Raw genomic sequence first — 24,154 nt, forward strand, 5'->3', positions numbered from 1 at the left:
ATGAAACGCCCGCCATCAGCGGCGGGCCGTTGTGCGTGAGGCTTGGGTCAATCGATCAAGGAAGGCATCGGCCTCGCGCTCGTCCACCCCGTTGAGGGTGACGGTCTCGTTACCGATGTTGAGGTCTACCGCCACGCGGCGCTGGGCCTGCACCGACTGGGTGAGCTGGCTGGTACGGTTCTGGGCGTCACGGTTGTTCTCGCGCTGGGTGACCTCGGCCTCCTGCACGTTGCGCTGACGCTCAGCCTCATCAGCCAAGGCCTGCTGCTTCTCCTGCTCGGACTGGGCGCGGATATCTTCAAGGCGCATGTTGTGGGCGCGTTCCGCCAGACGCAGCGACTCCCGCGCCGCGCTGATAGTCTGAGCATCGCCCAATGCCCGGGCGGCGTTGAGCGCCTCATGAAGCTCGGCCTGTTGCTGCTGATAGCGCAGCGCCTCCACCTGGGCGCTATCGCCCTGGAGGCTGGCGAGCTCCGAGCGCAGACTGGCCAAGGTGTCACTCACGCTGTCTGACAGCGACTCGACCTGACTGCGCACCGACTGGATGGCACCCTCGAGGCCGGAAAGGTCCGACTCATCGAGCAGGTCGAAGCGGCGTGAGAGATCATCCATGTCCTGCGAGAGTGCGCTGGCTGGCACCCGCCCTGCCTCGATCTGGTCAGTCAGCGATTCCACGGCGATCTTCTGCTCGAGGAAGGCGATCTCGGTCTGACGTGACGTGGTGGCGAGGTCCGTCATCCAGGCTGTGAAGCCGGTGGAGTCGAGACGGGTGGCGAGGTTGTCGCGAAGATCACCAATTTCATGATCCAGCTCGGCAATGCGGTCCTGCATGCCCTCGATGCCTTCAGCTTGGGTTTCGATCCCCCAGTCAGTGGCGAAGGCCTGATAGGCGGCGTCACTGAGTGACCGCATCTGCTCTTCCGTCTCGTGCAAGGCATTGCTCATCAGCTGAGCAATGGTCTGGGCACTGCGTGTGACAGAGGCCTCCACCGTCTTGGCCGTGTCGGCAGAGGCCTGCTGCGCCTTGTCTCCCGTGTCCCGGGCTGCCTTGGCCGTGGCTTCCTGCGCCTCGATCCACTGCGCCTTGAGCGTGCGAGCCCCGGTCACGCCATCCTTGACCAGCCCATCGAGAACCGCGCCGAAGGCCTTGATGCCTTCCTTCGAGCTGATCTGCTCCTTGGCGCCGACATAGGCACGGCTCAGCTCCTTGGCGGACAGCTCACCGGTGGAGGCGATCTTGGTGAAGGCATCAATGGCCGAGCGTTCCGCCTCGGTCACACCGGTGCGAATCTCTTCCAGGGTGGTGCCCATGTCCTTGGCCAGGCGGGCACCGGCAGACTTCCACTTGGTCGCGAGAGAATCCGCGCCGCTCACGCCGTCATTCACCAGCCCATCGACCTGATCCTTGAGGGCGGCGATCCCCTTGTCAGACTTGATCTTGTCCTGCGCCTTCTCGAAGGCCGTCGCTAGCTGCGCCGCACTCAATTCACCACTGGCCGCCAGCGTGGCGAAAGCATCGAGGGCTTCCTGCTCGCTGTCCGCAATACCACTGGACAGCTCGCTCAGTGAGGTGCCGAGAGAAGTGGCGGCGTTTTCCAGTGCCTTCTGGCGTTTGGCGGCCGCATCCGCTGCCTGCTTGGCGCCCTTCTCTTCCTCCTCGGCCTGCTTCTTGGCGGCAATGGCCGCAGCCTCAGAGGCAGCGGCCTGCTTGGCAGCAGACTTGGCAGCCTTCTGCGCGGCTGAATCGCTGTTGTCGAAGGCGTTGAAGGCATCCTTGGCAGCGGCAGCAGCTTGCTGGGCATAGCGCACTGCATCCGCGTTCAAGTCATTCAAGGTGGCACGGGCAGCCACGGCCCGCGCCTTGGCCTGCGCCACCTGTGCCTCGGATGCCAGCCCCACCATCTCCAGTGCCCTGACCGAGGTAGCCGTCAACTCCAGCACCCAGGTGGAAGCTGCCGCGACCGCAGCGACCAACCCCGCGACAACAGATTGCACACCACGGAAAACCGCCGTGAGGGAGTTGCCGAGGAATTGCCCGGTATCAATGATCGACTGCATGGCACCGCCGATCTGCTCGCGATGCTCAATGAAACTGCGCGCCCACTCTCCGCCGGTGCGAATCACACCCCCGATGGCCGTGGCGAGGTCATCCAGCAGCCCGGGGTTTTCCGCCAGTGCCTGCTCGAAGTCGGCAGACACCTGATTGACCGCCGGTGACAGCTCGCCCATCAGGCGATTGCTCAACCCTTGTAGCCGGCCTTGCAGGCGGGTGATGGCGGCATTGGTCGCTTGCAGATTGGCGATCTGCTCGGAGGACATGATCAGCCCCACCTCGCTGGCCTCTTCCATCAGCGCTCGGAGTTCAGCGGCATTATTGGCAAGCAGTGGCTGCAGGCGTGTGGCATCGTCTGCCAGCGATTCCAGCAGGTTGACCTGAGCTGCCTGGGGCAGATCCTTCATGGCATCGGCCAGGCGCAACATCATCTCGTCTGGCGCCAGCTCGATCAGCTCCTCGGCCTTGATGCCCAGAGCATCGAGGGCGTCCTGCGCCTCACCGCCGCCGTTCTGGTAGGCGTCACCGATCTTGTCGGCAGTGTCCTTGAAGATATTGCCGGTCTTGTCGGCATCGATACCGGCACGCTGAAAGGCGTACTGATAGCCCTGCAGCGCCTGAGTGGAGATACCCAGCGAGCGCGACGTGATATCCAGCTGCTGGGCCATCTCGGCCTGCTGAGCGGTGTAGCGCGTGGCCCAGCCGACGGCCAGCCCTGCCCCTGCCACCGTGGCGGCGGCAGCACCGGCAGCCCACTGTTTGAGTGAGGCACCCGCTTTCTTGAAGCGGCTTTCGCTGCGCTCGGCTGCCTCACCGGATTCGCGGGCGGCCGCGGCGGTCTCACGCAAGCCGGATGCCAGCGAGGTCACGTCATCTTCCAGCGCACGGGATTGGCGGGCCAGGCGCTGTTCTTCATCGGACAGGTTGTCGATGTCCACACCCGCGGCGTGGGCATCCTGCTGCAGGCGCGTCAGCTTCTGGGCCTGAGCCTCATGACCGGCGGTCGCCTTGTCAGCTGCCGCGCGGGCCTTGTTGAGAGCCTTTTCCTGCTGCTTCAGTTCACGCTCGACCGGCTTGAGCTCGGCAGTCAGCTGGGCCGCACTGGCACTGGCGTTCTGCCACTCTTCCTTGGCCTCATCCGTCGCTTCACGCTGCTGCTGCAGCTCATCACGCAGACTGCTGAGGCTTTGTGCCTGGGCATCGTAGGCATCCTTCGCCTGCTCCACGGCACCACTGGCCCGCGACAATGCCTGGCGCTGCTCGTCGGTGGCGTTGGCGCTCCGGCCGATCTCGGACTTGAGGTCACGCACACGCTGTGCGGCATCACGCCATGCCTGACGGGCGGCAGTGGTGGCGGTCTGGGCGCCCTTGTAGCTGGTTTGCAGCTGGGTCAGCGTCTGAGTCTGGGCGACATGCGCCGCCTTGGCGTCGTCCGCCTCTTGCGCGGCCCGCTGTGTCGCCAGCCGCAGCAAGTCCGCACCATTGGCGGAATTCTCATACGCGGCCTGCAAGCCGTCAGCCTTGTCCACGGCTTCGCGCATGGCAGTCCCGGCGTCATCCACGACCGCCGCGACCTTGTTGATCTGGGTGACCAGCTTCTGTTGCTGGCTGATGGCCGACATCTCTTCGGAGAGGCGCTCGACTTCGGCTGAGGCCTCGCTGCTGTCCTGACCGAGATTGTCCAGCTCGCTCATCAGCTTGCCGATGTCTTGCAGCCCATCGACCGCGGCCTGAATGCGCAGCTGAATGTCACTCTGATTGGCCATCGTGTCGTGCTCCGGACATGAAAAAGCCCGCCAGGCGGCGGGCTAGGGTGTGCATCTCACAGCGACGGGCAATGGCTCAGACCTTGCCCGCCTTCTTCAGTCGCTCCAGCTGGCGCACCTCGAGGGTGAGGGAGTCGCCGGCGGCATACTCCTTGCCGCCGTGGCGGTGCGCCTTCTTGAGCTTGACGCTCACCGAGTCGCTGGGCTTTGCCTCATTGCCTGGCTTGTCAGCAGTGGTCTTGTCGGTCATGTCTCGCTCCCGTTAGCTGTACATGGTGGCGGTGTAGGCGGCGCCCTTGCCGGGCGGCACTACCAGCGAGCCGGACAGCTGGCCGGTGATGAACTCGGTGCCCATCAGCTCGGTGGCCTGATCCGCCGACAACACGGCACGGAAGATCTCGACTCGGGTACGCTTGCCGGTGGCCAGGTTGATGCCATCCACCAGGATGTAACGCGGCTTGGAGATCTCTGTGTCCCCCATCACGCGATGGCCAGTGACCGCCTCGGTGTCGTAATCCACGGTGACATCGCCTGCCGCGGAAGCGCTACGCGCCTTGATCAGGCCGGCACTCAGGTTGATGTCGCAGTCAGCAGTGACATCGGTGGCGTCCTTGGTGACCACGACACTGCCCGCGGCCAGCGAGGAATGCGGGAGCGCGGCCCAGGCCCCTTCCGTCAGGGTGAGCGCCTCGCCGGTCACGCTGTCAGATTCAGCATCGGCCAGCTCTGCCGTGCCACCGAGCGTTTCTGCCAGCATGGCGGCCGGCATGGAATCGAACTGGATGGTGACACTGGCCGAATCGCTGGGCAGGTTGACGGCATCCAGCGCCTGCCCGTAGTTGTCCTTCTGGAAGGAAGGGCGAGAAATGCGGTTCACGCTGGTCGGCGTGATGCTCAGGGACGGCACGTTCATCGGGCCATTCAGGGCGCCGAACTTGCCGTCGGCATCCACCTCGGCCATGAAGATGTCGCCAGACATGATCAGGCCTGTGTCTTTGAAGTCAGCCATGAGTTACCTCGTGCGGGTGTAGGTGATGGTCACGGGCAGATAGATGGGAAGAATGCGGCTGCCCAGCTCCGCATCATCCAGTTCGGCTTCACCAGTCGTGATGGTGACCGCCAGCCCATCCAGCAGCACCTGGCTCTCTGGATAGATGGCGTTATAAAGATCATTGAGCAGCGCATCCTGACCGGCACGCCCATGCGTCTTGAGGTCGAGGTAGGCCTCGATCTGAAGGCTGATCGATTCCTTGCGCGTCCCCCGCCCGGCGCGGGCCTCCACGTTGCTGGCCAGACGACGGACATGCAGCAGTGGCAGCGGGGTCTCCGAGCGCAGGTTGATCTGGATGGCCTCGGTCTCGATATGCGCGATGTCGGTGGCATGGCCATTGGCCGTCGAGATGGCCGCCAGTTGTGCCACGAAGGCATCGATCACGCGGGTGATGGGCGTCATGTGGCTCTCTCCTTGGCCAGGCGAGCGAGGAAGCGTTGCTGGAGGTCGAAGGCGACCTGCTTGCGCAGCTCGCCATTCACCTGATGATTCCAGTGGTTCTTGAGAGTCCAGCCGTTGGCACGGGTGAGGCGACGCTGACTGCCCTTGCGGTAGCGCACCAGCGGTGTCTTGCTGCCACCCTTGGGATTGACGAAGCCATAGACCCGCATGCGCTGGCCGCCCTTGCGAATCCAGATACTGGCGCGGGTGCCAGTGCCATCCTCCACCTCGGTGCTGTACTGCCAGGACTTGAAGGGCACCGGCGAGCGGCTGAGCGTGAGGCTGGCGCTGGGCTGGTCCTTGCTGGCCTTCTCGACCGTGATACGCGAGCGCACCGCCGTCGGCCTGACCTTGCCATCGGCGCTGATGTCATCGATGAGCTGCTTGCGGGTCGCGGATGCCTGCTCATTGATGGCCGAGGTCATCGCGCGGCGGGTGGCCGCAGGTAGCGCCTTGAACTCCGCCAGGCTTTCGGTCAGCCCCTCGATGGCCACGCCCTTGGGCAGCCGTGAATTCTTGCCGCGTTTGCGCGCCATGCAGCCTCCTGTCAGCGAGGGATGGTGAACAGCTGCACGCTGATGCCGTCATCGCTGCCTTCCACGATGCCTTCGATCTCGAGCGCCAGGCCGGCGATGTGGATCATGTCGCCGGGTTCCGGCCACGGCCAGTGCAGCTCCGGCTGCAGCACCTCGACCACGTTGCGGGCCTCATTGGCCTGGCCGATGAAGACGTTCTGTCGGTGCAGCCATGCCTGAATGGGATAGGCCTCACCACTCAGCGGCTCATACTCGGCAGACACGCCCTGCAGGCGACGCGCGGCAATCTCGACCATGCTGCGTGCCGGGTCGATGGATTCGATGATGAACAGCACCCCATCGCGGCGACGGATGATCTGGCCTGCCGCCAGTTCGGCACGGGGCCGCATGCGCACCAACGTGGAGGATGGGGCCCGGATGCCTGCCTGCTCTTCTCGCCCGGCACTCTTGGGCTCCCCGAATTCGGCCCAGACCTCACGCACGGTGGGCCAGCTGGGCGGGTGTCCGGTGCGGCTACCCAGCAGGGTGACGCGATGGCGAAGCTGTCCGGCGCGCATAGTCACCTCATGCGAAGTGGTAATGGGTGTAGTGATCGACCAGGGCGCCCACGGCCATGGGTACCTCTGAGGTGATGGTGCCGATGACCACGGCTTCGCGGGTCTCGTACCAGTGACCGATCAGCAGCAGCATCGCGGTGGTGATGTCGTCATCGATGACCAGCGCGTGCTCATCCCCTTCTGCCGGAATGGCGTCGTGGGTTTCGTACAGCGTGCGCCCCGTGCGTCCTTCAATGACGCGCCGGGCCGCATTGGAATAGGTCTCCAGGAGCTGATCGTCCTCGGAGAAGTCCGGCTCCAGCCGGACGTGCAGCTTGATGATGTCCAGCTCGAGCATCGGCATGCCTCATGGAGTCGGTCCCAACAGGCAAGGGCCGCACGATGGCGGCCCTTGTGTCAGGTGGTGGATGAAGATCAGGCCGCCTTGCCGGTCAACGCCTTGATGGCGGCGGTGTCCTGCAGCACGCAATCGAAGCGATGGAAGGCGAGGAAGGCCGTCTGGTCGAACTCGGCATAGCGCTCGACCAGGCGCTTGAGCGTCATGTAGTTGATGCGACGAATCACGAACTGCTGGAAGTCACCGGCGAACATGAATTTCTTGCTCGCGGCCATGTCCTCGAAGCCCTGATCAATGAAGTAGGACTGACCGAGTACCGTGGATGGCGCCAGGCCCGCGACGGCCGGCAGCCACAGCGGGCGACCCTGCCCATCTTCCATCTCGGTGATCTTCTGCAGGGTGTTGTCGTTGAAGCCCAGACGGAAGTTCGCGGCGCGACGGTAGGCCGGATCAATGCTGTGGATCAGCTTGGTGATGTCCTTCCAGTTCAGGCTGGCCGCAGCGGCCGCCGCCACGGTGCCAGTGACCGAGGTGGCGAGGCCCTTGGGCTGCTGGGGGGTGCCGGCACCGGTACCGCTCACCAGGTACTTGGCTTCGGCGCGACCGATACGGGAGCCGATGCGCGAGGCCAGGAAGCCCTCGATGTCGAAGGCCGAGTCCTGCAGCAGCTCGTTGGAGACACGGATGACCTTGGAGCTCAGCTTCTTGGCGCCGAGGTTCTGGATGCCGAACTCGACATCCTTTTCACTGGCGGCGGTGTTCTCCCCCAGCAGCTCGCCCTCTTCCCCGGTACCGTCAGACACCGGCCATTCGATGGTGGCGCCATCGGAGGTATTCAGGATCTGGGCGACCGAGGCCAGTCCGCCGTAATCCTGCATGGACTCATGGATGCGGTTGAGCATGGTGGTCGGCACGGTGTAGCCGCCCTTGTCATCCACGCCCGCTGCCTGAGCTCGCATCTCACGCATGACCGCGCGCTGCTCTTTGCTCATGTTGCCCATGCCTTCACGCACGAAGGCATCGAAGGCCGCGGCACGCTGCTCGTCCACACTCGGGCCCTGGGACTGCCCAGCTTCCGGCGTCTGAGACTGGCCGCGCAGCTCCTCTTCGTTGTCACGCACGAAGCGCTGATCCGCATCGCGCAGCGCTTCTTCGCGATCGATCTTGTCCTGCAGGCCATCCAGCTCGCTCTTCATGGACTGCCACTGGCTGCGCTGGTCATCCTTCCATTCGGTGTCGCCGGCATCTTCATGCATCTTGCGCATGTCCTTGGCGACGGCCGCGTACTTCTGCTTCAGTTCAGAGAGTTTCATGTAGCCTCCACGGGCTCAGGCATTGATGAGTTCAAGGAAGCGCTCGCGGGCGCGGCGCTGATTGACGGCACGCTGCGTGATCTCTCGGAGTTCATCGCAACGAGCTTGGAGCGACCGCTTGGCGGCGCCCGCATCGGGGTAAGCCGGATAGGTCACGGGGGACACATCCAGCAGGCGGCTGAATCGGTGGATGGTGCGCACGATGACGCCGTGCTCGTCCTCGCCCCACTCGTCACCATCGGGGGCGACACGGAAGGCGAAGCTGGAGCCGGTGATGTCACCTCGTGCCAGCGGCGCCATGACCAGATCACGCACCGACTGGGTATCGGGTGGGTCGATTTCATAGCGCAGGCCTTCTTCATCCACGGACAGCGACAGCGTGTTGCTGAGGGTGCGGCCGAGCACGAAGTTGGGGTCATGGTTGAACAGGGCGCGCACGTCATCGCCCAGCACGTTGTCGAACGCACCGGGGGCTATCTGCTCCTTGAACATGCCCATGATCATCTCGCTGCGCTTGTTGAAGACGGCGCCGTGACCAATGATCCGCAACGGCTGCCCTTCTTCGCCCGCTTCGGCGCGGACCTCGCACGTCAGTGCGCGCTTTTCTGTCTCACTCATGATGTGGAGTCCTCGGGCGAGGTTGACTGGCCCAGCTGACTGGCTGGGGTGGCGTTGACGCTGATCAGCATTTCGCTGAGGCCATCGCGTGGGTTCATGTCTTCCAGGGCTCGGACTTCGTTGCGGTCCATCCAGCCATCGGTGATGGCCTTGTGATAGAACTCGGCACGCTCCGTGGGGGTGCCGCGCAGCAGCCCGGCGAGGTTGAACTTGGCGTAGTAGCCAGCCCGTCGCTCGGTGGGCGTGAAGATGGCGCGGTTGATCTCCTGCTCCCAGTTGATGACCCAGGGCATCATCGTGTGCCGCACGAACTGGATGGCCTGCTCGGAGATATTCGAGAAGGTGGCCTTGTCCAGGTCGTTGATCATGTGCGCAGGCACATTGAAGATGCCGGCCACCTCGGAGCGGTTTAGCTTGCGCGTCTCGAGGAACTGGGCGTCCTCCGGCGCGATGGTGATCGACTTGTAATCCAGCTGTGCGGGGAGCATCAGCGTCTTGTTCTCGGACTGGCGCAGACTAGCCACGGCCTTGGCCCAGGTCTCCTTGAGGCGGTTCCAGCTATCGGCGTTCAGGCTGTCCTTGACGGTGACAAGCCCCGTCGGCCGCCCGCCTCCCTCGAAGAAATCCTTGCCGTAGCGCTGTGCCGCCAGCCCGAGGCCAATGGTCTCGGCGTGCTGGCGCACCACGCTGACGCCGGTGCGATCGTGCGAGCCGAGTGCACGAACGTGGATCATGTCCTCGGTCGCGACAGCGCGGGAGCCCTCTTCATCGGTGACGGCATATAGCCAGCGGTTGCCGCGCTTCACCGGGCTGCAGTTCCATGGGCAATGGCGTTGCAGGGAGACGGCATTGCCCCGCGCATCCCGAACCACCTCGGTGTAGCCATTGCCCCAGCCGAGCACGTGGGACTGGGCCGTCTCGCGCCACTTGTAGCTGGTCTGCCAGTCGTTGGGCTCGTCATGCAGCAGCTGATACGCGGGGTGGTCCGTGGCGGCGGTGATGACGCCGTTCTGCTTGCGCATGACATGTAGCGGCAATTGCGCCAGCGAGGATGACAGCACGTAGATGCAGGCGTAGACCGCCCCAAGCGTCATGGCGCTCTGCTGGTTGACGCTGATGCTGGAGTCGCCTCGCAGGTAGTCGGCCAGCGCTTCACCGCTAAGCGGTGTTGCCGGATTCTCGACCGAGCGGGTGGAGAACAGTTGATCGAGAATCATGAGGCCCCCTTGCGCATGGCGCGTGCGCCGAGCAGTGCCAACACCAGTAGCAGGCTGCCACTGGCCATCAGCGCATCCGCGAGGCCGAATCGCAGGTACAGGCCGCCCGTCAGGCTGGCGAAGCCGGCCAGCCCGAGGGTGTCGAACAGTAGGTTTCGCATGTCACATGACCAGGAAGTCGTCGTCTGAGAGGGAGTCGAGAATGCTGGGTGGCTCGACATCGAGGGTGATGGCACGCCCCAACGCCATGAGCAGCGCGATGATGCCGTCGATCTTGTTGTCGGCGGCTTCCTTGCGCGGGTAGATGTTCTCTTTGGCGTCGGCCTTGGCGACCACGTTGCTGGCCATCCAGGTGAGTAGCGGGTCAGCCGGGTGCGTGAAGCGGCCGCCAGTAACGGCGGCTTCCATCTCGCGCATGGCGGGGCTCATGTTCTGGACCGTGTTGCGGTACTCGATGACCGGCGCGCCTTCCTGCATCAGCTGATGGGCCAGCTGGGTGGCCCGCCACGGATCGTAGGCGACTTCCTGCACATCGAAGCGACTGGAGAGATCGAGGATGTCTTGCCGGATGACCTCGAAGTCGAGTTCTTCGCCATCGGTGATGATCAGGTGGCCAGAGTTGACCCAGCCCTCATAGGCGGCGCGGTTGCTGCTGGCGCGCTCGATCGCGCCTTCCGGTAGGTAGCTGCGCACGAAGGCACGCCACTCGACCTTGGCGTCTTCGCGCACCTTGCGGAAGATCAGGCCGATGGCGGCGATGTCGGTCTTGCTAGCAAGGTCAACGCCCAGCCAGCAGGGCTCGCCCTCCATCTGTTCCAGCGACATCGAGTCATCGCCAGCCGCCAGCCAGGTGGCCATGTTCAGCCAGGCGCTGCGTGCCGAGACCCAGACATCGAGGTGCTTGGTCAGAAAGGAGTTCTGGCGGCTGGGGTACTGGATGGCGTCGCGCTGCGCCTTGAGCAGGAATTCCTCGCTGACGCTGACACCGAAGTTGGGATTGGCCTTGCGCAGCACGTCCGGTGACTGCCAATCGTCGCCCTCATCGATGGTGTAGATCAGCGCGAAGAGCTCAGGGTTATCGACCACGCCATCGAGCATCTGCTGTGCCTGACGGCGCTTGTCGTAGCAAGGGCCAGCGAGGTTGAAGCCGGCAGTGGTGATGATGAACATCAGCGGCTGATCGCGAGCACCCATACCGGTCAGCATGGTCTCGTAGAGGCTGGGCGATTGATGCTCATGGAACTCATCGACGATGGCGCAGCTGGGGCTCGAGCCATCGCCCGGGTCACCGATCATCGGTTCCAGACGGGAGCCGTCACCGGGGATACTGATGTTCTTGGCCATCACCTCGATGCCGGCGGCACTGACCAATGCCGGCGACTTCTGCAGCATCAGCTTGGCGGGCCGGAAGACCTCCCAGGCCTGCTTCTCAGTGGTGGCACCGCAGTAGACCTCGGCGCCGTATTCCCCATCGGCGGCCAGCATGTAGGTGGCCACCCCCGCGGCGATCACTGACTTGCCGTTCTTGCGCGGTACCTCGATGTAGGCCTCGCGGTAACGGCGCTGCCCACTGCGCTTGCTCATCCAGCCGAACAGCACACTGAAGATGAAGAGCTGCCAGGGCTCGAGCGTGATCAGCTTGCGTTCGCGTGCCCACTTGCCCTTGGTGTGAGGCAGCAGCTGAATGAATGCGCATGCTCGCTCGGCGGCGTCACGATCAAACCGGTAGGGAAAGGCGCGCGTCTTGGCCGCCTTCTGTTCATCGACATGACGCTGGCAGGCTAGGCGGACCCACTTGCAAGCGGGTATCCGGCCAGCCACCACGTCCCGAGCGTACTTGTTCGCAGCATTGACGTTGGGATAGCTGGCCATTGAGTGTCATCGCTTGTTGCCACCCAGCAGCTCGGCGAAGGGATTGGCGGCGTCCTTGGAACCGGGCACGGCAAGGCGTGCTCGGCTGGACGGGTCGAGACCGAGTGCGCTGCCGAAGGTCGTCATCTGGCGGGCTGCCTCATTCTTCGCGGTTAGAGCTGGGTTCTTGATGGGGGCTCCGGTGGCAGGGCTTTCCAGCACCAGGCCACATTGCTGGATCTCGACCACGGCCTGCCGCCAGGTGGCGTAGGCATCGCAGTAGGCCTCGAGTTGATGAAGGTCAGAGCGCGTCAGGATCTTGGAGCAGACCAACCAGGGCGCGAGCTTGTCCCAGGCATCGCGGCCGATCTCGCATAGCCAGTCGGGTGCCGGCGGGGCTTCATCGAGTGCATCGCCCTCGGGCTCGTCGTGGTTGATGGCACGCTTGCCGGCGTTGCCCTGCACCGCCTTCAAGTGGCTTGGTTTGGGCTTGCGACCTCGTGTCATCTGAGAATCCTTCGCGCTAGGCTGATTTTTCAATTTCGCGGGTGTGAGAAAGAAACGTAACGGAACGGTGGCCGGCCCCAAAGGTGGTAGAGATTGCACCCCCTCCCCCCTCTCAGGGCCTGTCATGGTCGCCTGATCTGGCCGCCTGCGCCTCGCTTGCCGTCTTGGCCTGGTGGCAGGCCTTGCAGATCGCCTCGAGGTTGCCAGGGGCGTCTGTGCCGCCCTGAGCCTTACCCACGATGTGATCAACTTCAGTGGCTGGCGTGATGCGATTCATGCGCTCGCATGGCTGGCAGAGGTAGCGATCACGCTTGAGAATCGCGTTTCGCAGTCGTCGCCATGGCCGGCCACCTCGGCCTTGCCCGCCTCTCTTACTCTTGCCCCAGTTGATGGCGCGATCAGCATGCGTCTCGCAGTACCCATGAGAGGCAGTCGTCTTGCCACCACACATAGGGGCTTTGCACGGTCGCGGTGGCTTGATAGGCAAAGGCCATGCCTCCACTACATTAAAAGCTGTGTATAAATGAACATGCAGAAATATCGATCAAAGGAGCCACACATGATGATCGAGATGTATTTCTATCAATGCTCTGATGGCTGGGCAGTGCGTCGTGAGTACGAAGACATCCCTCACAAGACGTTCAAGCATGAAGAGGAAGCCCGCGAGTACGCTAAGACTCTCAGTCACATAAAAGGCTATAAGCTCTACGTCATCCGCGACGGGGGGAACGGGCGAGATCGTGTGCTCTGACAGAATCATTCATTCGCCACATCTTCTGGTCCATCAGCCAGGCGCTCGAGGATCGAGGCCGTCGCCGTGCGGTCAGCATTGAAGCGTCGGCGCTGTGACTCATAGTCGGCCAACAGGCTGAGCAGATCACGGTTGGATGTGACTGGCCGGTCAGGGGGAGGCAGTGGATTTAACAGGTAACTCGGCACTTCGGGTGTGCACTGCCACTTAGTGGGCATCACCACTGGCTTACTCTCAAAGGCGCTGCAGCCACTCAGCAGCAGGGTTAGGCACAGGCCGATCAGCCCCATCTCCAGTCGGCGCATCGTCTCTCTCCATCCGGTATGTAGCTGCCCGGGCAGCTACGATTGAACGGTCATCAAGGGAGCACACTGCCATGCCCGTTTAGAGCAACGGTCTTTCCTATTGGCCCAAGACTGGCATCACCCGGTGTCCCATCCCCCCGCCACCTATACTTTAGTATTATCAAATAAGCATAGGATCCAAAGAGCTGCGCTCGTTTATCTTGGAGCTATAAATGCCGCACACAATTATGGTGATCACCAAGTCAGCCACTTGGTTAGTAAAGAGTGACGAGAGGCAGTTCAAAACTAGACTGTTTACCAATCAAAAAAGCGCAATAGAATTTGCTAGGAAGTACGCCAAAGACAACAGAGCAGAGCTGATCATCCAACCCCAAACAGGTAAGCTCGGACTCTAAACAAGGAGCCGAGCAGGATTCAGGATTCATTACATAAGCAGCTGATCAGCGGGCATCACCACTGGCTTGCTCTCGAAGGCGCTGCAGCCACTCAGCAGCAGCGTCTGGCACAGGCCGGTCAGCCCAATCCCCAGTCGGCGCATCGTCGTTCTCCATTCGGCGAGCAGCTGCCCGGGCAGCCATGATTGAACGGTCATCCAGGGCGCGACTAGCCTCGCGTGCCTCCAATGCGACGGACAATCGCTTCATCTGATTGCCGTAGTGCAGCGCCATCATCTCGAGTCCGCTGTTGACCGCCTTCTCGGTGGTGAGCTCAGCCTTGAGGTCATTGGCATGCTGCTCGGCCTTGGTCGCCTCATAGGTCTTCATCGCACCCCAGCCCAGCACCACCGCCATCAGGATGACCTCGACCTTCACACCTGATATCAGCTTGCGGCCCCATGCCCACGCGGTCGTGATCAGTGCAGCCATCGTCCCAGCACCTTATCGAAGATGGCGTCAGACTTGGCACGCAGCCACTCGACACCGAGGAAAGCGATCGCAGCCCCGATGGCCACGGCCATGTCCTGATCCAAGCCACCCCAGTCCAACAGCGGTTTAAGCGCCAGTGTCAGGCCACCCACCAAGGTCGCCTCGAGCAGTGACTTGTAGAAGCGGCCACCGGCATGCAGACCGCGCAGCAGCGCGATAACGAATGACAGCCCCGCTGCATAGAGGTTGGCTTGATACGGCTGCAGCCACTCCAGCAGCATCTGCCATGTCGATGGATCGCGGTGTGGCATATCGGCGAGCTCGTGGTCGTCATCATGCATATGGCCTCCTGAGTCGGTAGGCCCTGCGTAGTTCGTCGTTATCGTTATGCGATGTGGCCGCCAGCACGCACGTACACGCCCAGCAGCTCGTCGGTATCAAGCTCACGCTGCCCATAACCTGCCCCTGGCAGGCTCGCCCAGATGCGCCGGCAGGCGTGGATGGCCTCAGCGATGCGCCCGTCATACACCAGCCCCAATGCCCGGCACTGGCGGATCAACTGCTTGGCAGCCTCATCCTGAGAGGTTGGCGAGAAGTCCGTCAGGTGGAACCGGTTGGCCAAGTCATCCCACGTCCCTACCAGGAACTGATACCGACCTGCCGCCGTGCTGTGGATCTTGTACGACTTGAGCCACACCGATCGGCGGGGGTGATCATCGAAGTCATCGAAGGTCGTGCCACCCACCAACACGTCATAGCCCTCAATCGAGCTGAAGCGGGGCGTGCCCTCGGCATAGGCAATGGCGTCCAGGAAGGCCGCCAGATTGCAGGCATCGTCAACCGCCGGATCAACAGGCGCGTCAAAGCCCACCAACTCGACCTCATCGAGCCAGTGCGCGGGGGCATGTGCAGGCATGGATATCACCATGAAAAGCCCAAAAACCCCGCACGAGGCAGGATTATTGGGCTTCGAATAATTGAATGATAAGTATTTTTCAGGAGTAAATATCTTGATCAAGCCTGAATTCAATATAAGCGGACTTTGCAAGCATGTAATTAAGACCTAAATCACTATAATCAAACACTACATCTTGAAAACTAACGTGCCTCCTCTCCATTTCTTCATATATTGCTCTACCAAGCAATGATAGTTCTCCTTGACGCCCTCGCTCTATGATTTCTTGAGTCAATTGAGCCATTTAAGTAGTCCCCAGTCAATCTGTACAATCAGAGCTTAGTACTGACTAGGGCGTCTAGCAATGATCCCTCATAAATCAACACGCTACTATAGGTAAAAATTATAGCAAGCCACGGCGTCATTTTCACTCGCTATCAATCTACCATAAAAGCGAACTGAAGGATGGATTCAGGATCATTGCACTTAGAACAATGAGTGAAAATTTAAACTTAATAATCGAGCTGCAAGGTGAGCGTGAAAAGATGTTGAGTTAGACGTTGCAGGGCTGGATAAGATAGGAATATAAAGCCTGACAATAAAAAAACACCAACAGAATGACCGGAGGAAAATTTAAAAGTATCGCCTTTGTTCTCGACCGTATGATAGTGCCGTTGAAGCTAAAGCATGGGTTAGGCGCGTAAATTCGCATTCCATTATGACTTCGTTTAAGTCTACTCCCATATCATCGCACACTATACACAAAGACTCACCAAGGCACCTGAGGTCACCCTTTCTAGCTTTCTCCACGTGAGCCACACTAATGATTTCATCCAGCATGACCGCCTCCAAGATTACCAGTACCTCTATAACCTTTAGCTATTTTCATCCTACGTGCAAAATCGTACTCATGCCAAGCACGCTTCGCCAAATCATCCGTCAAACCCAATTGGTTATAGCGCCCCACAAGCTCTGCGAATGTAAGCTCGTAGCGGGATATTTCTTTATCTAGCAATGCCCCTAGCGATAAAAGCGCCAAGTGGCTAGATTTGGCTTTTTCAATAGCTGTCGTATTAATAGAATTCACGATGCATCTCCAAAACCGTTGTTTGGCTAGAATGGGGTGCATCACAAAAATCGACCAGATAATTTTTTAACGATCCGTAAACCTAACATCTTTGGATAGTAGGTGGTATCGAGCTAAATTTTCACTTTCAGAAAAAGCCCCGCCGGATGGCAGGGCCTTGAAATGAGCGGTGATCCAGAGACACAAGAATCACACAATAGCTGAATCGTATCCTCTCGCGGCCACTTTTGCAACATATGGTAGTCAAGCAGCCATTTCAGCCTGTGAAAGCACCATATACAGTAGTGAGTCGCGACCACGCGCCGCAGTTTTCCGTAGTGCCGTGGGTGACTTGAACGGCGCCACCTCCACCGCCCCTGGCGCCCACCCCAGCCGCGCAAGAATTGCTACCTGCGCCGCCACAGCTTGGGCTTGCGTCATCATGCGTGGTGACTGGCAATGCTGCACCGGTGGGATGGCATAGGCCGCCAGCAGGACCGCCATGCGTTGGCGATCGGTCAGGCGTGACAGCAGCGCCGCCGCCATCGTCCTCCACTGACTTTCCCGCTGATAACGCTCGGCAGCCTTGCCGACGTGGTCCACCAGGCCCGTGCACTCGCCTCTACCTTCCCCCATGCCGCCCACCGATGACACCTGATGCCAACCTGCATTCTGATGGCGCAGCCCGGTGCAATACTCGATCTCTTCCTCGAGCAGCTCATCCAGAGCATGTGCCAACGCCTGCTGACGCCTCACGCCCTCCGGCAGCTTCTCGATCAAGCGGAAAGTCTCCGCCAGCCCCATATCCTCGATCCGCTGCATGTCCTGCCCTCCTGCTCCGTGATCCTTATGCCGTTGCCTTGCGCCACTCACTGCCATGCGGCATCACTTCTGGCTCACCGGCCACCACCGTCTCAGGCCAGCTCGCATAGGCCACCAGCACCGCCTTGGCCTCATCCACGCCCTTGGCCAGCACCGCCAGATAGCCATTGCCCTCCATCTTCTCCATCCACTCACGCTGAGACTTCGCCAGGGCGGCATCGTGAGGTGGCGCCGCTTTGAACTCGATGTAGAGCCCGTGATGCCCACCGCGGGCCGTGGCCACCACCAGGTCACTCACCCCAGCCCGCACGCCTTGCATCTTGAGGTCTGCCGCTATCTTCTTGTTGCGCTTCCCGCCATTGGGGACGTGGTAGACCACACCGCCCAGCAACTGCCCTACCTGCATGCCATTCTGCTGCTGAGCGTACAGCCAGCGAATCAGCACCTTCTGCTCCAACCCTTCACGATCGATGCGTGGCGCTGACTTGCGGGCTTTGCCGGCGGTACGGTTTGGCGACTTGCGGGCCTCCACCTTGGCGGAAGGATGTGTTGCCCAGCTCATTCAGGTCTCCTTTGCGCCGACTGCCAACGTCGGAAGTTGGCGATGATTCGTGACAGCATCTGGCCAGATCGCTTGCTCTTGTCCATCTCGGCCAGGGACGAAACACCACACGCTTTGCAGAGGAAATCCACGCCATCCTCATATTGATGAGTCCCATCCGGAATGGTGTTCTCATCAAGCTTGTAGCGATGCCGTTTGGCGTGATCGAGAAATAACAAGAACCCCTCAGCAGCCAACAGCATCTCGGCCATCTGGGCATACTTGCCCTCTATGCTTGCCATCACCCTGCTCCCCTTATCCGAACACCCTTGGCGTTGTAGTGTGGCCTACCCAAAGCAATGCAGCGCTTGCACGTGCCCAGGCACCCCGCCAGCTGTTGGATCGCCACCCGCTTACCACAGGCGAAGCAACGCCGCCGGGTAGAAGGGTTCGGCCGCGTGAAGCTGCCAGCGGGGCGATAGCTCACTGCAGAGCTTCCAGCATGTCGGGCTGAGATTTGCCCCGCGTCAGACGCAGCAAGCGATACTCATGGGCCGCACTCCCCCCGCGGCGGCGACTCTCCACTCTTACCCCATGATGGCGACGCAGATCTCGCAAGCGCGCACTGATGGCAGCTTCACTATCCAGCCGATCGAAGCGGGCAAGGATCTCGGCGGCCAGCTCATGCAGCATCAGCCATGAGCGCGATTCGCTGAGCGCCAGATAGGTACGGCCCAGCTGACTTGCGGGATTGTCCAGCGTCGCACGTCGTGGCCGTGGCCGTGGGGTTCTGCCAACATTGGCACCGGCAGTGGTTGTGAATGATTGATGCTCATGATTACCCATGCGCTAACCCTCCCCGCATAATCTTCAGTGCTTGAGTCGGTGTGATGCCTGCCAGATCTCCCGCTGCTTGGCGTGCTTTGTCTTCCCCCGCCATGACGGCACGTTCCGCCGGTGACAGTTGGCCATCATGACCAATCGCCGCTTGCGGCTTGAGGTCTTCGCCGCGGGCAAAGCGCTCTACCACCTGCTGGTAGTACACACGAAAGGCTCGTTCGTGCTTGTCCATGCGCTGGTAGGTGGCCGAGGCCATACCGTGGAGATCCATGTACTCACCAGCCGCAGCGATAGCCTCATGCGAATACGGCTTGCCGGTGAAGGCGTGGTCCTGCAGTGCCTGCCAAGCGGTGTCGAAGTCCGGCAATCCAAGCCCCTCGGGTGTCATCTGACATAGCTCGGCGAACTGCATGGCGCTATCCGGCGGGAAGGCGTTGCCGCGCTGCTTGAGCGACTTGGCCGTGCGGGCCTTCTCGGCCTGCAAGCCACAGCGCAAGTGCTGGGCGCTCAGGTGGCTCAGGGCCGCCAGCCACTCACCTTCCGCATCACAACTCACCCACTGTCCATTCTCTTCAGTGCCCCAACCCATCTCACGGCAGCGGCGGTGCCAATGGGCGCCATGCAGTTGGGCCAAGCGATCGAACAGCGCATCCACCGCCTTCTGGCTCACCCGTGGCAGGTCATCACATCCACTCGCCATCGATGACGTCGCCGGACGGCGGCTGGCCTTCGGCTTGCTCGCGGCGGCGCTGCTCAATGAGTGCACGCCCTTCAGCGGCTGAGAGTTTCGAGTTACGGATTGGACCAGTTGAGCGACGGCTTCCATGGGTGCCTCCAGTGTTGCGAGCATGGTTGTTGTTGGATGAGGTGTTGGTGCTCTGGCTCATGCGGGCCTGACGGGCCGCCTCTCGCTTGCGGTTATCACTCACCCAGCGCACGAACTTGGCGCACCAGGCATGATGCGAGTACGTCCGCCCCGGTTGATCCGCAAAGTGCGCGGTGAAGTCCGCCAGCTCGCCCTGATCCCATGTCAGCGATGGATCACCGCGGCGAAGCGTCTCTGTCTGCCAGTGGGTCGCATCTGGCTGCCAGTCCAACGTCATCGGCATCTGGCGGGCGCCGGCAGTCACTTGCGGCTGGCCGCTGTCAGCCTGGTGAGCGGCATTGGCAAAGATAAGGTGCTCATCAGGGTCAGCAGCAGGCTTGGCAGATGCATCCTCTTCATCACTACCTGCCATCAGTGCCTCAAGCTCTTCTGGTGACGGCTCATCGGCAGCTTGCTGCTGCTGAGTCACGCCCATGGAGAGACGGTAGAAATTCGAGGTTTGACGGCCGGTCTTCGTCTGACGTGGCACCACTTCCATCAATCCCTGCTCGACCAACGCCTCAATCGAGCGCTGTACCGTGCGCATCGAACAGGCCATCTCATCTGCCAGGCGACGGATGGACGGCCAGCACACACCCTGCTCATTCGCGTAATCAGCCATCAGCATCAGCAATAATCGTGGCCCCGCCTTGATCTCTCCCGGCAGCGTGGGCATCGCCTCGCGCGCCCATGCCATCGCTTGAAGACTCATGCCCCACCTCCTGCCAACTTCACGTGACGTGCCGCATGCGCCCGGTGCCACTTCATGCCGCCCAGCTCATCGCCCTTGTCACTGCGGCGGGCAGCGAGAATGGCATTGCACTTGTGCCAGGTGGCATAAGCTTCGTGGTACTCACGGGCCCGCACCGGCTGCTCATGGCGGACATCTTCTCGCTGAGCAATATGACGACTCGCGCGAGCCATCTCGGCTTCAATACGTGCCGTGCTCATGCTTGCCGTTATGCTCATGTCATTACCTCATCACCCTTGGCCGCCATCCCCAGCGACAAGCGCTCATAACGTCCTGCCTCGCTCATGTGGTGGTCGATCGACAGGGTGCGGCGAGCATCTTTCTTGGCCGTCTCGCCCTGCCCCTTGCCACACTCCAGCAGAGCCACCACAGCCAGGTGGTGTTGCATGCTCATGCGCAAATCGATTACGCCACCCACCCGCTCGCGTTTCTCGATGACCACCGCCAGTCGATAGGTTTCCTGCTTGAGCTCCTCGCAGCTCCAACCGCGATAGCTCAGCAACAAGCCCTTGGCTTCACTCGTCTTGATCGTCATGCCATACTTCCTTGGCGTAGTTGAGATGCCCCGTCTTGGTTGGTCCCGGTCGGGGCTTCTTTGCATCTGGCGCTCGGTTACTTGCCCACCACTTTCAGCGGCTTGCGCATCGCCTGTAACTGCCCCATCAGGGTGCTCATCTGCTGCTCGATGGCCTTATGCTGCGCTTCAAGCTGTGCAGCCTCTTTGTCATCTATCTCGCCATCCACAATCGCCGCCTGAATCAGCGCCGCCATCGCGCCCTGGCCCTGCTGTGCATTCAGTACAGATGCGAACACGTCTCCACGACTCACCTCGCCTTGCCCATAACGCGGCACCGCCACCATCCCCAAGTGATCGAGGAACGGGGCTATCAAACGCATCTGGTGCTCGCGGTCCACGTTCCAGAAGATCCCCACCACATCGATCAGACGCATCGGCATGGGGTCGTCCTCAGCCACCCGGCGGTAAAGTGACTTCACCGACATGCCGATATCGCTTGCCAGCACCTTTGGGCAGCACTCGAAAACCACGTCATGCACCGCATCCAGATAGGTATCCATGTCACGTTCGGGGGCTGTATGACTGTCCATGGTGAATCTCTCCGTGTTCGTTCCGTTTAAGCCGATATGGGCGGCCGGCTATGCTGTGGATGTCAGGCGGTGTTTGCAGGCAGGAAAATATCTGGCCTTAGATCGTTCGCACTCACAGCACCGTGAGTTGCCGATACAACGCTCCTCACCTGATGAACTGGAACCCTCCCAGCAGCAATCCATTGGTGAACGGCCTGTTGAGAAACATTGCAAGACCGTGCCAAGGCGCTTTGGCTGCCTACGACCTTGATCGCTTTCTCAAGGGCCTTGCTTGATTTCATTCGGCTGCCTCCAAGAATTTCTTGTAGACGAGGATAATCACATGGCTGCCGACTTACAAGCAATTCTTGTTTTACCACCCACAAGCTCGCCTTGTAGGCTTGCGGCGGGGCTCCATGAGCCAACCGCATGCCCTCAAGCAGGTAGTCAGATGGAATTTAAGGATCGACTCAAAAAGGCGAGAGAGCGCCGAGGCCTGAATCAAACTCAGCTCGGCGAGACGCTTGGCGTCTCAGCTCAAACCGTTCAGCAATGGGAATCGGGAAAGACGATGCCCAGGCACAAACGGATTGAGGCGCTAGCCAGCAAGCTGGGCGTAAGGCCTCAATGGCTGCTGCTGGGGCAAGGCGAAATGCAAGAAGCGCAAGGCAATGAGCTGGTCTTCCATGAAACAGAAATCGTGGATGGCGATGCTCCGCTTGCTGAGGATGAAGTGGAAGTCCCCTATTTTCGGGAAGTCGAGATGGCGGCAGGCGATGGCCGCACACAGGTGATCGAGAATCACGGGGCCTACATGCGCTTTAGCCTGCCGCGCCTGGCTCGTGCGGGGGTGGATCCCAAGCATGCCGCCTGCGCTACCGTCTCTGGGGATTCCATGGAGCCATCTATCTTTGACGGCTCCCCCATCGGCATCGACAAGAGCTGCCGCCATATCATCGATGGAAAGATTTACGCGCTGGATCACGGCGGCATGTTGCGCGTGAAGCGCCTCTACCGACTGCCGCTGGGCCGCATGCGGGTGGTTAGCGATAACCACATCGAGTATCCGGAAGAGATCTACAATTTGGGTGATCCGGATGCCCCGAAGATCATCGGCCGGGTCTTCTGGTGGGAAACCTTTGCCTGAGAAATCCACGCGCGCACGATAACCAGAGAGAGTGGTTCTAATAGGTAGGTTCTAGGTACGACGCTGGTGTCGCTCTCCCCCTGACACTGGTGTCACCCTCCCCTTCGAGCCAAGCAGTGCTAGCCTTATCAGACCTCATCACTACACATGACTCGCAAGGAGGCGAACTCATGGGCACAACCATCATCGTACTGCTGATCGTTCAGCTGTACTTCCTGCCTTGGTTTGCAGTAATTCACGCCGCGTATTACAAGGGGGTGCATGTGCCTGCAGCAGCTGCGGTCGGCCTCATCGGCACCCCGATGCTGGGGTTTTTGTATGTCATCGCCATGCCGGCAGACCCGGTGAAGCTCAAACGCCGCCGACTACGCAGCGCCAAGGCCACTGACAAGGAATGCCCGCACTGCCTCTCACTGATCCCCAAACAGGCCAGCATCTGTCATCACTGCGGCCGCAATAGCGCGCTAACAGCTAGCAAGCTAACAGATGGGAAGAAATCTACCACCCTACCCCCTCCACAGCCACAAACGCGGGAGCCAGCCCCTATGCCTGCCGGTAGCTTCGATTACGCGGAACACGGTGGCACGGACACCCAGGCCGCCGAGGCGTACAAACGTCGCATCGAGAACGCAGACCGCTAAGCCTCTCGCAGGCCATCTGACCCGCCCATCGTGGCGGGTTTTTTATTGCCTAAAACCAGCACGCTACAAGCAGAAGGAAAATAATCAGAAGCTACACTTGTAGAAACAAGCAAAACTTGTAAACTGTTTCACATCGACACGGCACACCGCCATCGTCACTGAGTGGATTGGAGTAGCCCATGACCGACACAGCCCGCAAGCATCGCTCAGCCATCACCCTCGCCGTCATTGTCGGCGGTCTGGTCACGCTCGCCAGCCTCACTCAGCAGAACGATGGCACCCACCAGCTGTCCGCCAGCGAAGCCGAATACTGCGAAATGACTGCCATGTGGCAAGAAGATGCCAAGGCCGGTTTCGTCGAATCCCAGCGCCGCGGCTGGCCGGACTTCCATGGCAATGCCACCAGCCTCTGCTCCCCTCAGATTACGCATGGTCAGCAGCTTGCCAGTCGCTGATCGGACCTCGCCCCAAGGCCAGCAGGTGGTGCCAGTGGGATTGCGAGCATAACCACCCGCAGGTAAGGCGCCGGTGCCAACCCTTCACTGGCGGCCTTACCCCCGACACCTGGGCGAGTGGTGTGACAGCTGGAGAGACAGCGCTTATCAGAGGGCATCGGTGCTACCGGTATCGCCTGCTGAGCCCGAACCGCCGGGAAATGCGGCTGCTCTTTAACAATCAGGCATGCCCAGCCCGCCCGTAGCGTTAGAGACGTGAGAGGCCGCTGGGAGTACGCCGCCCAGGGCTGTCGAAATACTGGGAATGGTACGGGGCTTTGCCAATGGCAGAGCCCACTAGAGAGTGCATTGGCAAGCCATCACACAGCGCGACGGCTTCCCGATGCTCTTTCCCTGCAGTGCCTGTGCTTCCCCGTCACGTCCATGACGGGGCCTTTTGGTACTCCCCTTTTTCATCGTGTCTCTCGGCGCACCTTGCCCACCCCAACCGGTGGGCCTTTTTGTGCTCACACGCCAGTCTCTCTTGGGGGCTGACCTGTGCGCTCAACTACTCGAGGAGGTCAGCATGACGCTCTTTCTTCGATCTCGGGTCACCGTCGATGGCATCACCGCGACGATGGCGGAACACGCTGAGCGGCTCGGTATCGGGGAAGGGACACTCTTGTCCCGCATGACGCGCTTGGGTCGTCATGATCCGATACTACTGCTTGAGCCAGTCACCAAATCCCGCAAGCCGACGAAGCCCCAAAGCTTGGCAGAGGCTGTCAAAACGATAAGGCGAAGGCCTGCCGGCTTGTTGGCGACCGCCAAGCGGCTGGGCGACTACGCCTCACTGACACAGAAATCACCATGATTCATCCACTACTTATTGCCGCC

The 24,154-nt window shown here is 60.9% G+C and carries 34 protein-coding genes; 5 read left to right on the forward strand and 29 right to left on the reverse strand.

The window, feature by feature from the left end:
• Positions 1-15: 15 nt before the first annotated feature.
• The 14 genes from MSG32_RS08900 to MSG32_RS17995 all read right to left on the reverse strand — a co-directional run bounded on the left by MSG32_RS08900 (position 16) and on the right by MSG32_RS17995 (position 12,698).
• Positions 16-3,819 (reverse strand): hypothetical protein, encoded by a 3,804-nt coding sequence (locus tag MSG32_RS08900; RefSeq protein WP_248379186.1) that lies wholly within the window; start codon positions 3,817-3,819, stop codon positions 16-18.
• Between the two features lie 76 nt (positions 3,820-3,895).
• Entirely contained in the window at positions 3,896-4,069 is a 174-nt protein-coding gene (locus MSG32_RS08905; RefSeq protein ID WP_248379187.1) for a hypothetical protein, read from the reverse strand.
• A 12-nt stretch (positions 4,070-4,081) separates the two neighbouring features.
• Positions 4,082-4,828 (reverse strand): hypothetical protein, encoded by a 747-nt coding sequence (locus MSG32_RS08910; protein WP_248379188.1) that lies wholly within the window; start codon positions 4,826-4,828, stop codon positions 4,082-4,084.
• Between the two features lie 3 nt (positions 4,829-4,831).
• Positions 4,832-5,272: a hypothetical protein gene (locus MSG32_RS08915; RefSeq protein WP_131431545.1), complete on the reverse strand. Its 441-nt coding sequence runs from the start codon at positions 5,270-5,272 to the stop codon at positions 4,832-4,834.
• Entirely contained in the window at positions 5,269-5,847 is a 579-nt protein-coding gene (locus MSG32_RS08920; RefSeq protein ID WP_248379189.1) for a phage tail protein, read from the reverse strand. The genes MSG32_RS08915 and MSG32_RS08920 overlap by 4 nt, the downstream gene beginning before the upstream one ends.
• 11 nt (positions 5,848-5,858) lie before the next feature.
• Positions 5,859-6,404 (reverse strand): head-tail adaptor protein, encoded by a 546-nt coding sequence (locus tag MSG32_RS08925; RefSeq protein WP_248379190.1) that lies wholly within the window; start codon positions 6,402-6,404, stop codon positions 5,859-5,861.
• A 7-nt stretch (positions 6,405-6,411) separates the two neighbouring features.
• Complete coding sequence (locus tag MSG32_RS08930) at positions 6,412-6,741, reverse strand: head-tail connector protein (RefSeq protein WP_054557054.1); 330 nt, start codon at positions 6,739-6,741, stop codon at positions 6,412-6,414.
• 77 nt (positions 6,742-6,818) lie between these two features.
• A complete protein-coding gene (locus tag MSG32_RS08935) occupies positions 6,819-8,054 on the reverse strand; it encodes a phage major capsid protein (protein WP_248379191.1) in 1,236 nt (411 codons plus the stop codon).
• Positions 8,055-8,069: 15 nt separating this feature from the next.
• Positions 8,070-8,672 (reverse strand): HK97 family phage prohead protease, encoded by a 603-nt coding sequence (locus MSG32_RS08940; protein ID WP_084208182.1) that lies wholly within the window; start codon positions 8,670-8,672, stop codon positions 8,070-8,072.
• The gene (locus MSG32_RS08945; protein ID WP_248379192.1) at positions 8,669-9,889 is read right to left on the reverse strand and encodes a phage portal protein; all 1,221 of its coding nucleotides are present in this window, start codon (positions 9,887-9,889) and stop codon (positions 8,669-8,671) included. Before MSG32_RS08945 ends, MSG32_RS08940 begins: the two co-directional genes overlap by 4 nt.
• Complete coding sequence (locus MSG32_RS08950) at positions 9,886-10,050, reverse strand: hypothetical protein (protein WP_165873905.1); 165 nt, start codon at positions 10,048-10,050, stop codon at positions 9,886-9,888. The genes MSG32_RS08945 and MSG32_RS08950 overlap by 4 nt, the downstream gene beginning before the upstream one ends.
• Before the next feature lies 1 nt (position 10,051).
• The gene (locus MSG32_RS08955) at positions 10,052-11,761 is read right to left on the reverse strand and encodes a terminase TerL endonuclease subunit (RefSeq protein WP_248379193.1); all 1,710 of its coding nucleotides are present in this window, start codon (positions 11,759-11,761) and stop codon (positions 10,052-10,054) included.
• A gap of 6 nt (positions 11,762-11,767) precedes the next feature.
• Complete coding sequence (locus tag MSG32_RS08960; protein WP_248379194.1) at positions 11,768-12,247, reverse strand: phage terminase small subunit P27 family; 480 nt, start codon at positions 12,245-12,247, stop codon at positions 11,768-11,770.
• 112 nt (positions 12,248-12,359) lie between these two features.
• On the reverse strand, positions 12,360-12,698 hold the full coding sequence (locus MSG32_RS17995) for an HNH endonuclease (protein WP_282460320.1): 339 nt from the start codon (positions 12,696-12,698) through the stop codon (positions 12,360-12,362).
• 108 nt (positions 12,699-12,806) lie between these two features.
• Here MSG32_RS17995 and MSG32_RS08970 point away from each other — a divergent pair, with 108 nt between their 5' ends.
• Entirely contained in the window at positions 12,807-12,998 is a 192-nt protein-coding gene (locus tag MSG32_RS08970) for a DUF2188 domain-containing protein (RefSeq protein WP_248379196.1), read from the forward strand.
• 5 nt (positions 12,999-13,003) lie between these two features.
• On the opposite strand, the gene MSG32_RS08975 is transcribed toward MSG32_RS08970, so the two are convergent.
• The 15 genes from MSG32_RS08975 to MSG32_RS09045 form a co-directional block, all read right to left on the reverse strand.
• Positions 13,004-13,303, reverse strand: coding sequence for a hypothetical protein (locus tag MSG32_RS08975; RefSeq protein WP_248379197.1), 300 nt, complete (start codon positions 13,301-13,303; stop codon positions 13,004-13,006).
• A gap of 440 nt (positions 13,304-13,743) precedes the next feature.
• Positions 13,744-14,169 (reverse strand): hypothetical protein, encoded by a 426-nt coding sequence (locus tag MSG32_RS08980; protein ID WP_248379198.1) that lies wholly within the window; start codon positions 14,167-14,169, stop codon positions 13,744-13,746.
• The gene (locus tag MSG32_RS08985; RefSeq protein WP_248379199.1) at positions 14,157-14,510 is read right to left on the reverse strand and encodes a phage holin, lambda family; all 354 of its coding nucleotides are present in this window, start codon (positions 14,508-14,510) and stop codon (positions 14,157-14,159) included. The genes MSG32_RS08980 and MSG32_RS08985 overlap by 13 nt, the downstream gene beginning before the upstream one ends.
• Positions 14,511-14,554: 44 nt before the next feature.
• The gene (locus MSG32_RS08990) at positions 14,555-15,187 is read right to left on the reverse strand and encodes a glycoside hydrolase family 104 protein (RefSeq protein ID WP_248379200.1); all 633 of its coding nucleotides are present in this window, start codon (positions 15,185-15,187) and stop codon (positions 14,555-14,557) included.
• A complete protein-coding gene (locus tag MSG32_RS08995; RefSeq protein ID WP_248379201.1) occupies positions 15,165-15,368 on the reverse strand; it encodes a hypothetical protein in 204 nt (67 codons plus the stop codon). Before MSG32_RS08995 ends, MSG32_RS08990 begins: the two co-directional genes overlap by 23 nt.
• 525 nt (positions 15,369-15,893) lie before the next feature.
• Positions 15,894-16,151, reverse strand: coding sequence for a hypothetical protein (locus MSG32_RS09000; protein ID WP_248379202.1), 258 nt, complete (start codon positions 16,149-16,151; stop codon positions 15,894-15,896).
• A gap of 243 nt (positions 16,152-16,394) precedes the next feature.
• The gene (locus MSG32_RS09005; RefSeq protein WP_248379203.1) at positions 16,395-16,952 is read right to left on the reverse strand and encodes a hypothetical protein; all 558 of its coding nucleotides are present in this window, start codon (positions 16,950-16,952) and stop codon (positions 16,395-16,397) included.
• Between the two features lie 25 nt (positions 16,953-16,977).
• Positions 16,978-17,514 carry a VRR-NUC domain-containing protein gene (locus MSG32_RS09010; RefSeq protein WP_248379204.1) on the reverse strand — a complete coding sequence of 179 codons (537 nt, stop codon included), beginning with the start codon at positions 17,512-17,514 and terminating at the stop codon, positions 16,978-16,980.
• The gene (locus tag MSG32_RS09015) at positions 17,511-17,795 is read right to left on the reverse strand and encodes a hypothetical protein (protein WP_248379205.1); all 285 of its coding nucleotides are present in this window, start codon (positions 17,793-17,795) and stop codon (positions 17,511-17,513) included. Before MSG32_RS09015 ends, MSG32_RS09010 begins: the two co-directional genes overlap by 4 nt.
• Before the next feature lie 181 nt (positions 17,796-17,976).
• A complete protein-coding gene (locus MSG32_RS09020; protein WP_248379206.1) occupies positions 17,977-18,339 on the reverse strand; it encodes a hypothetical protein in 363 nt (120 codons plus the stop codon).
• Positions 18,332-19,033: a replication protein P gene (locus MSG32_RS09025; RefSeq protein WP_248379207.1), complete on the reverse strand. Its 702-nt coding sequence runs from the start codon at positions 19,031-19,033 to the stop codon at positions 18,332-18,334. The genes MSG32_RS09020 and MSG32_RS09025 overlap by 8 nt, the downstream gene beginning before the upstream one ends.
• Positions 19,017-19,910 carry a DnaT-like ssDNA-binding domain-containing protein gene (locus tag MSG32_RS09030; protein WP_248379208.1) on the reverse strand — a complete coding sequence of 298 codons (894 nt, stop codon included), beginning with the start codon at positions 19,908-19,910 and terminating at the stop codon, positions 19,017-19,019. Before MSG32_RS09030 ends, MSG32_RS09025 begins: the two co-directional genes overlap by 17 nt.
• Entirely contained in the window at positions 19,907-20,167 is a 261-nt protein-coding gene (locus MSG32_RS09035) for a hypothetical protein (protein WP_248379209.1), read from the reverse strand. The genes MSG32_RS09030 and MSG32_RS09035 overlap by 4 nt, the downstream gene beginning before the upstream one ends.
• Positions 20,164-20,484 carry a hypothetical protein gene (locus MSG32_RS09040; protein ID WP_248379210.1) on the reverse strand — a complete coding sequence of 107 codons (321 nt, stop codon included), beginning with the start codon at positions 20,482-20,484 and terminating at the stop codon, positions 20,164-20,166. Before MSG32_RS09040 ends, MSG32_RS09035 begins: the two co-directional genes overlap by 4 nt.
• 77 nt (positions 20,485-20,561) lie before the next feature.
• On the reverse strand, positions 20,562-21,026 hold the full coding sequence (locus MSG32_RS09045) for a phage regulatory CII family protein (protein WP_248379211.1): 465 nt from the start codon (positions 21,024-21,026) through the stop codon (positions 20,562-20,564).
• A gap of 460 nt (positions 21,027-21,486) precedes the next feature.
• On the opposite strand from MSG32_RS09045, the gene MSG32_RS09050 reads away from it, so the two are divergent.
• The 4 genes from MSG32_RS09050 (at position 21,487) to MSG32_RS09065 (ending at position 24,131) form a co-directional block, all read left to right on the forward strand.
• Positions 21,487-22,182 (forward strand): helix-turn-helix transcriptional regulator, encoded by a 696-nt coding sequence (locus tag MSG32_RS09050; protein WP_084208165.1) that lies wholly within the window; start codon positions 21,487-21,489, stop codon positions 22,180-22,182.
• 170 nt (positions 22,183-22,352) lie between these two features.
• The gene (locus MSG32_RS09055) at positions 22,353-22,823 is read left to right on the forward strand and encodes a hypothetical protein (RefSeq protein WP_248379212.1); all 471 of its coding nucleotides are present in this window, start codon (positions 22,353-22,355) and stop codon (positions 22,821-22,823) included.
• Positions 22,824-23,002: 179 nt separating this feature from the next.
• Positions 23,003-23,278, forward strand: coding sequence for a hypothetical protein (locus tag MSG32_RS09060; protein WP_248379213.1), 276 nt, complete (start codon positions 23,003-23,005; stop codon positions 23,276-23,278).
• A 565-nt stretch (positions 23,279-23,843) separates the two neighbouring features.
• On the forward strand, positions 23,844-24,131 hold the full coding sequence (locus MSG32_RS09065) for a hypothetical protein (RefSeq protein WP_248379214.1): 288 nt from the start codon (positions 23,844-23,846) through the stop codon (positions 24,129-24,131).
• The last annotated feature ends 23 nt before the right edge of the window (positions 24,132-24,154 follow it).

Source organism: Cobetia sp. 1CM21F, assembly GCF_023161745.1.
Lineage (GTDB): Bacteria > Pseudomonadota > Gammaproteobacteria > Pseudomonadales > Halomonadaceae > Cobetia > Cobetia amphilecti.